This is a genomic window from Halovivax gelatinilyticus (genome assembly GCF_024300625.1).
GTDB classification, from domain to species: Archaea; Halobacteriota; Halobacteria; order Halobacteriales; family Natrialbaceae; genus Halovivax; species Halovivax gelatinilyticus.
This window is the reverse complement of the sequence record NZ_CP101322.1, coordinates 1,951,036-1,965,240: the sequence shown is the minus strand read 5'-3', so window position 1 is coordinate 1,965,240 and position 14,205 is coordinate 1,951,036. Positions and strand designations below refer to the sequence as shown.

Genomic DNA, 14,205 nt, shown 5'->3' with positions numbered 1-14,205 from the left:
TACCATGATCGCACCTCATTGCGGAGCCGGCCGGAGCGATCCGGTCGCCGAACCGACGGATCGGTACCGAGCGACGGACAAGAACGCGCGAGTCGGCGAATTCGTTCGTCCCGATGGGACGAGAACCGATGCGAGACGGGTCGAGGCGGATCGACGATGACCGAAAACGAATCCGGAACGACCTACGGGTTCTACCCGATCGTCAGACCCGGGCTCCGTCCGGGAGCCGACGATGCGTTCACCGTCGGTGACGTACCGGACGCGTCGTCCGTCGAAGGCGGCGAACTCGAGATAACGGCTGAAGTTGCCGGGGGCGACCAGACCGAGACGGCCACGCTCGACGCCCAGCTGTTCGGCCCCGGCGACGTCACGGGACTGGACGATCGAACCATCGTGCGGATGGAACCCAGCCCCGGAACCGGCGCGCATCCGCCGACGCAGTTTCCCCTGATCGAGTTCGGCCCCGCCGAACTGCCGTGGCTGTTCAGTCCGCTCCGGGCGGACGAGGAGGGTCGAACGTATCCCTGGCTGTCTCTGATCGCGGTGGATCGTGACCACCCCGACATCTCGTACGACCCGGTCGGCCCGGCGTCGATGGCCGTCCTCGAAACGCCGACCGACGAGCTTCCGACTCTCACGGAGTCGTGGGCCTGGGCGCACGCACAGTTGCTCGGCGAGCCGCTCGACGTCGACGGCGATCCCGACGAAGACGCGGTGCTCGCCGAACTCGGCGCGCCGTCGATGGGGACGCGTTCGCGCTTGGTCTGTCCGCGAAACCTCGAAGCGAAGACGCGGTATCGTGCGTGCGTGGTGCCAACGTTCGAAGCCGGTCGGCTGACCGGACTGGATAGCGATCCCGCCGACGCCGATCGAACGTTCGCGTGGGACGACGGCGAGGTTCGTCTCCCAGTCTATCACTCCTGGACGTTCACCTGCGCGGACGAAGGCGACTTTCGGACGCTCGCGAACAAGCTCGAACCCCAGCCGGCGGACGACGGCCTCGGAACGAGCATCGTCGACGTCACGGACCCGGGGCCCGCATCGTTACGAAAAGGCGCCGTTTCGGAAACCGATCGGGGCGTCGTTACGGTAACCGGCGCGCTGCGCTCGCCGACGGCGCCGCAGATCGGCTACGAGGAAGACGTGGCGACGACACTGCGATCGCTGTTGAACCGCCAGGAAGAAGTCGACCGCCAGATCGACCTCGGCGTCGTCGCACCGTCGTTGTACGGCCGCTGGCACGCACGGGCCGATCGACTCTCTGAGGCGCCACCCGACGACGTCTCCGATCTCGACGTTCCCCTGTGGTTCGACCAGCTAAACGGCGAGCCGGCGAATCGGGGCGGAGCCGGGTTCGGAACGAAAATCGTCTCCGAGCTGGCCGCGCAATTGATGGACGAAGCGTGGAACCAGTTCGACGGCCTCGCCGAGGCCAACACGATGCTGGCGCGAGCCCAGCTGTTTCGAGACGTCAACGAGCGTCGCTACGACGAAATTACCGCGCTTCCCGACGGAGAAGTGCTCGGGCTTACCGAGGCGATCCACGGTCACGTCAGACTCGATAGCGGCGGTACGCTGCTCGACCGAATCGAAACCGACCCGTCCGTCCGCGGACGAACCCGCCCGACGTTTCGGAACCTGACCCGATCGAACGGCCCCGTTTCGCGACGGGACGGGATCGACGTCGATCGAACGCCGGTCGTCGACCCGGACGACGAAATCGGCTCGCATCGTTTCGGTGCGGGCTGGCGGCCGGGAAGCGGCCGGTTCTGGGAGGGCGTCCACGTCGACGATCCGGTGGCGACGAAAGCGACGATCGAAGACGACCCGCAGTTTCGAAACAGTGGCGAGGACGAGTGGGCCTGTCTCGCCGAGAAGACGGGCGACGTGGAGTGGGTAGGTCAATCGGAGGACGAACCCGATACCGACCACGACGGTGACGTCGATCCGACCGCATCGTTTCGAGTGACGCGAGCGGAACAGCAACCGACCGGCGGGGAGGTGGACGGAGACGGCGAGCGGTCGACCGCTCGTGCTCGCCGGATCGACCGGGAGTCGAAGCGTCGGTCTCGGTCGACGCAATCGGACGACGAACGCGGTCGTGACGAGTCGCTTTCGACGCTGTACGAGTGGGCGTCCGCGCTGGAATCGGCGGCGAAAGACGGCGACAGAGCGGCGATAGGTCGACTGCTTCGAGAGTACGGAGACGTTCGCGATCGACTGGAGAAACTCCGTGACCTCGATGACGGCGACGACGAACACCGTCGGGTCGGACCGACCTCGTCCGGTCGATTCGATCCGACCAACCGCCGATCGCGCCGACGGTCCGGTGAGGATTCGATCGACGGGCGGGTCGATTCGGTGCAACGATCGTTCCAACAGGCTCACAGACAGTTTCGGCGTGGCGACGTCCCCGCTGGTCTCGACGTACTCGAACGCGGTCGTTCGACGCTCGAAGCCCTCGCGGACGAAGTCGGCGGATCCATCGACGGCCCCGAGCGAGGCGACCCGGGCGACGATCGTGGCCGGTTCGATCGGACGCCGGTGATCGACGACTCGCCGGTGTTCGACCGGCCGATCGGCGGCGGTTCGTTCCCGGGCATCGATCCCCCTGGCGACGGTGACGATTCCGATGAACCGGGCGACGGTGACGATCCACCCGGACTGGAAGACGGCGAAGACGTACTCGAATTTCTCGACCGAATCGAGCGAGCGATGCGGATCGCCGACGATCAGGCGACGGAAGTTCGAGATGCGACGCCGTCGACTGAAGACGACGTTCGTCGGATCGACCAGCGGTTCAACGCGACCCCCGACCCCGTCACGTGGGTCCATCGGGCGCACGAGGACGCAACCACGCTGCTGGAACTGTGGCCGCCGCTGTTCCACCAAGTCGACGAGAGCGAACTGCATCCGGAGTTTACGGAATCGGAGACGATGCGCGAGACGCGGCGCATGATCGATGAGATCGAGTCGCTCCAGTCGATCCTGCCACGGGTCGTGAAGGCGCTCGCTGCCGGTGCGTACGAACAGGCAGTCGAGATGCTGTCCGAGGTGTCCGGTCTCGTGAGTGACGTCTGTGCGATCGTCGACTGGCTTCGGGACGGTCTGGCGATGGGGCGCGACAAAGTAACACCCGATTTTGCGTCCCTCGACGGCGCAGTCGACGACACGTTGGCGGCAGCCGGCGACTGTGGCGTCCTCTCGAGTGCGCGTATCGATCCGGCGGATGCAGCCGATGCGGTGCGAGACGAACTGGAACCGGACTCTGCGTTCACCGAACTGGCCGCCCGTCGACTCGGTATCGACGCGGAGCAGCTCCGAAACCGAGAGACCCCCGGTGAGAGAGATCGCGACGGGCTAGAGAGCGTTCTGGCTTCACCCACCATCACGCGGCCGATGTACGAACCGCTGGCCGAACACGAGCCCGAGTGGTTCCTGCCGGGTCTCGGTGACGTCTCCCGAAACAGCGTGACGCTCGTCGAGTCGAACCCGACGTTCATCGAGGCCTACATGGCCGGGCTCAACCACGAGTTCGCGCGCGAACTTCGCTGGAACCGGTTCCCCACGGACCGACGCGGGACGTTCTTCCGGCGGTTCTGGGATCGAAGCGCGAATCCAGCGCTCGACCCGGACGACCCGGAGGACATGGCCGACATCGCGCCGATGCACGAGTGGGGTACCACGAGCGAGTTGGGCGAAAACCCGCCCGAAGGGAACGAGGAGGGATCGTCACTCGTCTTGCTCGTCCGAGGAGAGCTCTTAGAGCGCTATCCGAACACGACCGTTTACGCGACCGACGCACACGAAGCCGACGGCGACGACGGTGAGCGGGTCCCGGCACTTCCCGAAACCGAAATCGAGGGGAGCGACGACGAACGCGACGATATCAAGTTCCCGGAGTTTCAGGGAACGATCGGCTCCGACGTCGCGTTCTACGGATTCGATCTCGACCCCGAAGCGGCGTTACACGCGCCGTATCACGCCGACGGCGAGCGGGCAGACGAAGGGCCAGACGACCGGGCGGACGAGGGCTGGTTCTTCGTCTTCGAGGAACCGGCGGCCGAACCGCGGTTCGGGCTGATCGATCCGGCGTCTGACTCCGACTGGCTTCCAGCGCCAGGAGGCCACGTCGACGTCGACGAGAACGAACCCGACAGCGACCCCGAACACGTCGAGGGTGCGCAGTGGGGTCGAAACGCCGCTCACGTCGCCAAGTACACCTGGTTACAACCCTACCGGGTGGCGATTCACGCGAGCACCATGCTCGCCGATGAGGTGAGCGCACGATGAGCGCCGACGTCGACGCGCTCCGGTCACGACGATCGCGTCTCGACGACGAGATAAACCAGGTCCGTCTGCTCGGCGAACGGTTTCGGTCGATCGCACGAGCGGCCGAACGCGGCGACGACGTCGACGAACCGGTCCGACGGGCGCTCGTCGCGTTCGACCGGTACGGAACGACTCGGTTCGAAGACGGACGCGACGGTCCGACCCAGCGCACGGACGAAGGGCGGCGACGGGAACTGGCCTACCTCGTCGAGCCGGACGTGCTGCGGGCGGCGGTGACGGCGACGGAACTCGACGAGCGGGACGAACGATTGGTCGACTTACGATCGACGGCGGGCCAATCCGGGCTCCTCGAGGGCGCGATCAGGACGATCCGGCAACGCAACGGGAAGGAGGGGAAACTCGAACAGGTGTGGGTCCAGCCGCTTCGGGCCCTGATAGACTACGTCGAAGGCGGGGTGGAGTGGCCGCGCGTGTACGCGGAACTCGATCGCGCGACCGATCCATCCAGGATCGATCGGCAGACGCTCGAACTGATCGCGACGCCGCTTTCGGCGGTGTTCGAGTTGCTGACGGTCGCGTGCGTCGCAGCGCGCGATCGGTACGCGCAATTGCTCGTCGAGCGGCTCGAGACCGTCTACGAGCATCGCGATCCGGTCGACCGACTCGAGGACGCACCGGCGCTGTTACTACCGGTCAGGCTGGAAACGCGATTCGTCGAGCCGTCGGATCCCGACGAGCTTCGGATTCGGGTCTATCCCGACCAGATTCACGTCGACAGCCACGAACCGGAACTCATCGACGAAGAAGTCACTGCAGGAAGACAGTTCTGGGCGAAGCTCTATCTCGGTTGGCAAGGTGACGCGGCACAAGAAGACGACAGCGAAGCAGGGCCATTCGTCGACCCCTCGGTCCAACAGTACGCGAACGGGGTCGACCTCGAGGCCTACGAGCGTCGGGTCGATGCCGACGAATCGGTTCGGATGGGCCGATACGACGAACTCAAAGCGCTCGGCTGGGATCGGCTGGTCGAACGGTTTGGCTCCCAACGGGCGGCGTACATCGTCGAGGCGGTCACACCGGTCGACGCAGGCAGCGAGCCCGGAACGGACGAGTCGACGGCCGAAACGCTGCTTCGTCGACCGACCGACTCGGCTACTCTGCCCGAACGAGTGGCGTTCGAATCCGCCGACCGACACGACGAGAGCTGGTCGAAGCGAGCGACCGCTCGGCTGTTGCCAGATCTCTGGGTGGCCATCCTCGAATGGGACGATGACGGTGAGACGGCCCGAACCGCCGTCACGGGCGAGATAATTCCCCGAGGACTGGCGATGGGGCCGGCCGTGGAGCCGGGGTCCACCGGCGACGAGATGGACTGGCTGTTCGATTTCGATCGAGCGCTCGACGTCGGAATGGGACTGTCAGTACCGCTCGCGGACCTCGAGGGCTTCAATCCGGAGACGGACGCGATCGAGTCGCTGTACGTCGTGGGCATGAACGCATCGATGGACGCCGAAGAGACGCCCGAGGCCGTCCGCTCGCTCTTCGACGCACACCGGTTTACGGACGGACTCTCGCTCCTGCCGACGGGCACGCCGACGAATCTCGAATCCGCGCCGGACGACGAACCGCTCGATCCGCCGGCGCCGACGGCGAGCGACGACCGAACCGATGGCGCGTTACTCGCAAGAGCGCTCGGTATAGACGGGCCGAATCCGTTCGAACGCGTTCCGAACGGTGACGGAACGACCTACGCCGACGCTCGTCACGTCAACAACGTGCTCTGGCCCGCGACGCTCGGATACTACCTTCGCCACGTCGCCGTGCCGAACGAATTCGCCGCCGACGTCACCTTGGCCGACGGTTCGACGGGTTGGCCGTCCGCGGGGGTAGACGGGCTCGAGCAATGGCTCAGAATGCTCGACGCTGGACGATCTCACTTCGTCGAATACGTTCGCGGCAATGGACCGTTGCCGACCGTCAGAGTCGGTAACATTCCCTACGGCGTCCTCCCGGTCGGTGACATCGACGAACCCGACGAATTGTTCGGTCGACAGCGAGACCTGAGCGAACAAATCGCCTCAGTAATTCGGTCGCTCCGCCCGCTCTGGGCCTCGGCGATCACCGATCAACCGCTCGAGCGGCCATCCGATACGATCGGCGCGAGTCGCCTCGATCCCGCCCACGGGGAGTGGAATGCGATCGACGCGATCGAGCGATCGGGCGTCTCGCACGGAACGTCGACGGGCGACCGGTTCACGAACGATCCGGAGTGGACCCTTCATTGGGGGAATCAGTCGTTCGATCCGCTGCTCGGTCAGGAAGCCGAATCGGTGAGTGCCGACCTCGAGGGAGCCTGGGGGGCGATCGAGAACGCGCTTCCACCCGAAACCGCCGACCTGCTGTACGACGCCAGGGCGAGTTATCTCCGCCGGACCACGAACGCTCCGTCATCAGCATCGACGTTCGCCCACGAGTTCGTCGACTCGGCGTTCGATGAATTCGTCGACGTCCTCCGCGACGCCTCGTTCGAACGGTTGCAGATGCTCTCTGCAGTCCTCTCGCTCACCGCCGAAGACGATTTCTTGCTCGTCGAAGAGGTCCTCGAGTGGGCCGGTCTCGACCTCGACGCCCTCGAACTCCCCGGCGCTGACGATGATGGTGAGGTCGATCCGGCGGAACGTCGAGCCGTGCTCGAGACGATCTGGGACGAAGAATTCCCGGCCTCGGTGAGACACGCATTGGTGTGTCAGGCTATCGAACGCAGCGAGATCGAACGGGGCGGATTCCTCTCTTCGCGAGCGCTCTTCTTCGACACGGAGATCGACGACGAGGAATCCGACGAGTGGCTCGACGCCGTCACGCACCCGCGGTTAGTCGCTGCCAGTTCACTGGCGCGTTCGTACGGCGACGCCGGGTCGATGACGTCAGTGCTCAGATCACTCACCCACTATTCGACGATGCAGACCTACGTCGACGGTCGCCTCCGACTCGGTCTCGCACTCAACGATCCACCACGGAGCGATCCGTCTCAGGTGCCGGGACTTGGAGCCGCGTCGAACGACCTGACAGATCCGCTCCCGTCGGCGGAATCAGATGACTACGCGTACGCGGATGTACTCGGCGACGCGATCGCCGGGACGGACGACGGCGGTGCGTTACCGGACGGCGTATCCGTGCCCCAATCGGTGGTCAGCTTCGGCGAAAGTCTCGAACGGCTCCAGGGGATGGATCGCTCGCGACTCGCCTCGCTCGCGGCGGGATCGCTCGACGCGACGAGTCATCGTCTCGACGCGTGGAAAACCTCGCTCGTTACGGCGCGACTGTTCGCGGGTCGGGCGATGGGGCGGAGACCAGCGACGCCGCTTTCCGGACTGTGCGTCGGCGGGTACGGATACGTCGAGGGGCTGCGCCCGGCCGCGCAGGTTGACGCGCAATCGCCGGCGTTCGTCCATGCACCCTCGGGAGAACACGCCAACACGGCGGCGCTACTCCGGAGCGGGTACGATGCGGCCGAGAGCGACGAGCTTCGCGAGGCGCTCGGGGTCGATCTGTCGGCTGAACGGGTTCAGGATGCACTGTGGCTTCTCGACGGCGTCCGTCGCGGAACCGACCTCGGCGAGTTGCTCGGCGCCCGCCTCGAGCGTCGAATGCACGAGGTGACGGTCGGATCCGACGACGACTCGCTCAACCTCATGCGGTGGAAACACGAACTCCGCGAGGCCTTCCCCGCCGTCCGAGATCAACTCGAGGAGACGGAGTCGTCGACCGGACCGGACGAAGACGGAGCTAGCGTCGCCCACAGCGACGTTCTCAACGGCTACGAATTGGTCCGCGCCCACCAGTCCGACGAGTTCGACCTCGCGACCGTCTCGACGGAAAATCAGGCCGGTGACACGCTCGTTCCCAGTGACGCGGACGTGGCCCGGTTCGACGACGTGATCGAGGAACTCGCAGACGACATCGATGCAGTCAGCGATCTCCTCGTCGCGGAGACGGCCCACCAGATCGCCCGCGGCGATCCGGAGAAAGGTGGTGCGTCGCTCGAGGGGCTCGAACGGGCCGAAGGCGTCCCGGAACCGGAGGTTACCGAGGTTCAACGCTCCGAGACCGGCGTCACGCATCGACACCTGCTCGTGTTCGATCCGACGGAGGAAATTGAGGCGTCGACGCCGCGCGCGCAAGCGGAACCGACGCTCGAAGCCTGGCTCGAGTCCGTTATCCCGGCCCACGAGAACGTCGAGTGTCTGGTCGAGTGGACGCAAACGGGACGAGACGACGATGACGAAACAGGGGATAACGCGGACGAAGAAGTAGTACTCGACGACGGGATCGAACGGCTCGAACTCGCCGATCTCGAGCTTTCGAATCTCGACTTGCTCGCGCTGTCGGGCGATCACCGCGCTGGGCGCTCGGAACTCGATGCCCGAATCCGATATCATCTCGTTCGACACGGCGACGTGCCGACCGACGCGACGCTTTCGATTCGGTACCGAGACGTCGAAGATCCCGCTGCGTACGCGCTTGCGACGGTGCTCGAGGTGGCCCGAAGTCTCTCTTCGCTGCTAGACGAGACGCGGCCGGCAACCGGCGAGGACTTCACCCATCCGAGCGAACCAACTTCGAGCGGATATACGGACGAAAACGCAACAACACTCGCCGACCGATACGACGACATCGACGGTGACGAGTCGGACGGACTCGGTCCGATCAAACAATCACTCGACGACGTGCTGGCACTACTCGAGCGAGCCGGCGATGGCGACAGCGTCGAAGACGGTCACGGATCCGTTCCGGAGCTGGTCGAGTACGCCGTCGACACCGCGTTTCGGACGATCGAATCGTTGCCTGCAGACGGTCTCGAATCCGCGCTCGAAACGATTGCAGCCGCCGACCCGTCCGAGATCGCATCCCATCGATTCGCGCTGGCTCCGCTCGGCGATCCCGAGGACCTGTTACTCGAGGAACCGGGAACGTTCGACGAATCCGTCACAGTCGAGGCCTCGCCCACGATCGAGAAAACCGTGGTCGACGAAGCCGGAGAGCGTGAGTCGGAGCTCGAAGGAGAGCCGGTCGAGAACGAATCGCTTCCTCCGCGAGTCGACCGACCACGAACGCGAGATCGAGAGATGATGCGAGCGGCCAGGGATCTCGTGCGGACCCATCGCCGACTCGCTTCGGTCCGCGAGCAATTACACGACGTCGACGACGCACTCGAACGGCCAGCGATGCTCGAGTCCTACGAGAACGCGGCGACGGCGTTCGGAGAAGCCAGATCGCATTACAGGCGGGCCGTCCGCTATTACGACGCCGCTCGAACGTCCTATCGTGAGGAGGCGTACGGTCGGGCTCGTGCCATCGTCCGGCGCGCGCGAAGAGAAGTGTCTCGAGCCGAGGAGCGCGCGTCCGATGCACTCGAAGCCGCCGAGCCGGACGACTCGTTGATCTGGATCGACGACATTCCCGATGACACAACGGCTATGGAAGCGCCGACGGTCAGCGTCTGGGGGACGGACGGAGCGTCGATGATCGAGAGCAACGCCGTCGGCGATGTCGATCTCGACGACGACACGCTTTCACTCTCGCTCGATCTCTCGTCGGTGAATCCGGGATCGTGGCTGCTCGTTACCGTCCGCTCGGGCGATCGGCTGCTCTATCGTCGAGCTGGATACGTCGGACGGCCCGAACCGGAACTCACCGAGACACTCACCCGACTCGGCTGGCTCCGGTGGGCACACGAACGAGTTCGAACGGCCGACGAGGAGCTTTCGAGCGCCGTCGACGCCGTTCCGTGGGACGACGTGGAGGCTGCTATCGAGGCGGTCGATAACGAATCGACGCGTTCGCTTCCGGATGAGCTCGATCTCGAAGACGTCTGGGACGTGCTCGTCGGCGACGACGACGTCGCTGGGCTGGCCGACGTCGAGCTGACGACGCTCGAGACGGGGCTGGAATCCGTCCGACCGTGGGCGGAACAACTGAGCGAACACATCGCCGTGAGTCGCCCCTCGCTCGGACCGGCGGACGCGACCTATGCGCTCGGATCCGACGAGAACCGATCGCCGCTGTTCGCCGCGACGGCCGCTCGAACGATCGCCGGACTCGAAGATGATGTCGATGGCGACACCCGCACCAGCGCACTCGAAGCGCTCGCGACGATTCCAGGCGAGGCGATTCGTGAGCTCGAAGCGGCGGAATCCGATTGGAAGCCGGAGGGAACGGACGATCCAGTCGCACTGTCAGTCACCCAGCAGCGACTGGCGACCTGGCTCACCCACCCCGAGGCGATCGACGATGCATCGGTCGCCAGCGCGTTGAACGACACCGTCGCTCGTCTTGACGGCGAACAGACGGATGCGGCGGAGACGTTCGCCGAGCGGTTCGAAGAAGCGTTGCCGGCAGCACTCGAGGTGGCTGACGTCGTCGAGGCGGTTTCACCGCTGGCCAGTGAACTGGAAGAAGGAGTCGACGACGTCGATTCCCTCCCGAGCGTGGCTGAAACCGGTCTCGATCACCGCTCCGATGCACTGGAGCCACTCGATGAACTCGCCGCGATGACGGATACCCTCGAGGAGATCGACGACGGTGACGTAGATCCCGCCGATATATTCAGACTGGAGGTGCTCGAGGTGGTGCGCGACGCCCTGTACGAAGCTGGCTGGTACGGCATCTACGGAGCGATACCGGAGTCACCGGCTGGATACTCACAGAAAGATGAGCGACTGCTCGCCGAGCAGGCACCCACGGTGTACACGAAACTGACGAATCGAATCGAGCTGGTCGATGCCGTCGAGATCCCGTCGAATCCCGACGAGGATCCCGAAGAAACCGTCGAGGCCCAGCTCGAGCGCCTCGATACGTTGTTCGACGGTACCGTTTCAGTCCTGGCGCCGTTCGAGCCGGTAAACGCCGCGGAACTCGAGGAGACGTTCGCGGACGATCCCGCAAACCTGGCCGAGGATCCGCTCGCGGTAGAAACGTGGTTCCAGCGAGCGGCGCAGGTTACCGAACGGGTGGCCGACGGGCGCGAAGTTCGCTCGTACGCGTCGGCCATCGCCGGGGAGTCGCCGTGGGAATTCGGCGTCGGGCAACTCCCGTACGTCCCGGACGACGAGTGGATCGGGATCGACGGCGTCGAACCCTCCCCGGGGACGGTCTCGATCGTCGCCGGATTAGGGTCCGAAGGCGGCGCCATCGGATCCGGACCGGTGGCCGGCATCTTCGTCGACGAGTGGGTCGAAGGGGTCGCCGCCGAAACGCAGGACACGGAGGTGGCACTCCGATACGACGCGCCCGGTTCGCGAGCGCCCGGATCGATACTGCTCGCGGTGCCCCCTCGTGACGACGGCTGGTCGATCAAAACGGTGGTCGATACGGTCGAAGAGACGATGATGGATGCAAAATTGCGCTCGGTCGATTCGACGGATCTTCGTGAGGAAACTCCCCAGACGCCGGTCCCGCTATTGCCCGGTCCGTATTACGCAGAACGCGTCGATCGACGGCCGAGCGAACCCGTGATGGAGCCCGAACGGGTCGCCTGGCACTCCCCGCGGACGCGAGCGGCGTGTCACCTCCACCTGTTACAGCGGGCCATCGACGAGGGGGTGACGTCCCGATGAGACGGTTCGTCCGTCGCGCCCGTTGGCGGCAGTTAGAGCCGACGAGTCGCGACGCGGACATGGCAGATGGACTCGCCGCGGCGGTGCACGATCCGCTGTGGATGCTGAGTCGACAGTGGCACGTCGGTGAACTCCGGGGCGAAGATGCCGGCTCGCCGGTCGACATCGACATCAGCGTCGAACACGACGGGCTGGACCGGTTCGAGCGGCGCGGTGATGGTGACGGAGCGGTCGTGGCGTACGATGGCGGCCCGCTGGAATCGGCGATCGAACGCGAGCGCGTACTTACCAACGACCCGCCGGCTCGTCTCGCCGTCGAGGCGGGCCGTGCCTTTCTCGAACTGCTCGAAGCTGAGGGGTTCGACGACGACGGGGAACCCTACGTCGCGAGGGATTTCGACGGCGACGATCCGGACGTGTTGCTCTCCGAACCGGACGAGGCGCTCCCCGAGACCGAACGAACCTTCTTCCGGGTGATGGCTGGACGAACCGTCGACGGCGCTGCGGTGTTCGAATCGCTGAACGCAGCTCGCGAGGGCGAGTCGTACGATTTCGAAACCGTTCCACTCCCGAAGGGGTGTGAACCGGAGACGATCGACGCGGACGACGAGTCGGCGTACGAGGACGCTGCCGACGAGTTCTGCGAGTGGTACCTCGACCTGTTCGACGAACCGGACGACGACGGCGACGCCTGGCGCCCGACGCGTCTCGAGTACGACGGCGCCGTTGCAACCGGATCGGGCGCCGACGAGAACACGTTCGAGATGAACGGCTATCCGGGTGGCCGACTCTCCTGGCACGCCTTCACGCCATCGGACGACGAACTCGAAGCAATCGATGACGACGATGGGGCGACGAGCGATGGTGACGGCGATAGCGCGCAACCGGGCGACGGCGCGAGCGAGACGCCGGACGAGTGGCTCGTTCCCACACCGGTGACCGTCCCGGGGATGCCGACGCCCCGGTGGTGGGAGGTCGAGGACGCCGGACTACTCTTCGGTGACGTGAGCGTCGACGGGTTGAATCTGGTTCGCCTTCTGGTCCAGGAGTTCGCCGTGACCTACGGTAACGACTGGTTCAGCCTGCCGCTCGAGGACGTTCCAATCGGATCGCTCACTCGCATTCCGTCGATGACGGTCACCGATTCGTTCGGCATCGTCGAGGACGTCGAGAGCGCCGAAAACGACGACTGGCGGCTGTTCAGCCACGACCTTCCCAACGACGACCACCACCAGGGGTTGTTCCTTCCGCCGACCGTCTCGGACGCCATCGAGAGCGATCCGGTCGAGCAGGTGGTGTTCGGTCGCGATCCGATGGCAAACCTCGTCTTCGCGCTCGAACGGCTCGTCGAAGGGCCAACGGGCGAGCCGATCGAGCGCGCGGAGTTTACCCAGCCCGGCGTCGAGATTTCGCGTGCAGTGGCCGACGCCGATCCCACCGAGGAGTTCGTCGAACTACACAACCCCGGCGACGACGTGTATGCAGCCGAGACGCTTCACCTGGCGAGCGAGACGAACGGAGAACGCGACCGGTACGTCCGCCTCACGGACTGGTCGATCGAACCGGGTGAACGGGTTCGCCTCTACACCGGGAGCGCCGACGCACGGGACGGAATCGGGGCCGAACTGGACGAGAGTACGTTGCAGGACGCCCACGCGGTCGCACTCGTTCGAGCCGTCACGGCCGATGACGGTAACGACGATGAGAACGAGGATAGCGACGACGAAGGCGAGAACGTGGGTGACGACGAACCGGACGGCGAAACGGACAACCCGGAGTACCTGACCGTCGCGAAACGGCCGTTGCGGACCGTCGCGGAGTCAGACGCGGACTACCGGCTCGCGAACGAGATTCCCGACCACTGGTTCCCGCTCACCGTCGAGCGAGAGGCGGAGCTATTCGGTGAGGACGTAGATCCGGATGACTGGGACGACCTTGACGAGTGGGAGTACCGGCTCTTGCTCTCGGTGGTGCTCGACGCAAACTCGCTCGACCGACCGATCGACGAGATTCCGATGCCCCGGGGCCGAATCCTGGATCCGGATCCAGAAACGCTCCCGGATGGGGAAGATGTTCTGAAGCTGTTCGAAGAAACGATTACCCGGAGCGGTCGCACGGCCGACCGTCGCTACCAGTACGTCCACTGGGCGGACGGGACGGTCCATTGCTGGTCCGGACGGACGGTCCGACCTGGGTACGGTGAACTCGCCAGCGCGCTTCGATTCGACGTGCTCGACGACTCCGGGTGACGCGTTCGTCCGGTTCGTGACCGGTGGTCGAACCGTTCTGGTCGGAT

At 65.2% G+C, this 14,205-nt stretch carries 4 protein-coding genes; all 4 read left to right on the top strand.

Annotated features, from left to right (window positions below; genetic code table 11):
- Positions 1 to 4: 4 nt before the first annotated feature.
- Genes NKH31_RS09285 through NKH31_RS09270 form a run of 4 tightly spaced genes read left to right on the top strand, consistent with a single transcriptional unit; the run spans position 5 to position 14,158 of the window.
- Positions 5 to 160, top strand: a complete 156-nt coding sequence (locus NKH31_RS09285; protein ID WP_254861509.1) for a hypothetical protein — start codon at positions 5 to 7, stop codon at positions 158 to 160.
- Positions 157 to 4,293, top strand: coding sequence for a hypothetical protein (locus NKH31_RS09280; RefSeq protein WP_254861508.1), 4,137 nt, complete (start codon positions 157 to 159; stop codon positions 4,291 to 4,293). The genes NKH31_RS09285 and NKH31_RS09280 overlap by 4 nt, the downstream gene beginning before the upstream one ends.
- Complete coding sequence (locus NKH31_RS09275; protein ID WP_254861507.1) at positions 4,290 to 11,909, top strand: hypothetical protein; 7,620 nt, start codon at positions 4,290 to 4,292, stop codon at positions 11,907 to 11,909. The genes NKH31_RS09280 and NKH31_RS09275 overlap by 4 nt, the downstream gene beginning before the upstream one ends.
- A complete protein-coding gene (locus NKH31_RS09270; RefSeq protein WP_254861506.1) occupies positions 11,906 to 14,158 on the top strand; it encodes a lamin tail domain-containing protein in 2,253 nt (750 codons plus the stop codon). Before NKH31_RS09275 ends, NKH31_RS09270 begins: the two co-directional genes overlap by 4 nt.
- Positions 14,159 to 14,205: the final 47 nt, after the last annotated feature.

Excerpts from the sequence above, each read along its gene's own strand:
- NKH31_RS09285 (WP_254861509.1), top strand. The coding sequence starts at position 5 with ATGATCGCACCTCATTGCGGAGCCGGCCGGAGCGATCCGGTCGCCGAA.
- NKH31_RS09280 (WP_254861508.1), top strand. The coding sequence starts at position 157 with ATGACCGAAAACGAATCCGGAACGACCTACGGGTTCTACCCGATCGTC.
- NKH31_RS09275 (WP_254861507.1), top strand. The coding sequence starts at position 4,290 with ATGAGCGCCGACGTCGACGCGCTCCGGTCACGACGATCGCGTCTCGAC.
- NKH31_RS09270 (WP_254861506.1), top strand. The coding sequence starts at position 11,906 with ATGAGACGGTTCGTCCGTCGCGCCCGTTGGCGGCAGTTAGAGCCGACG.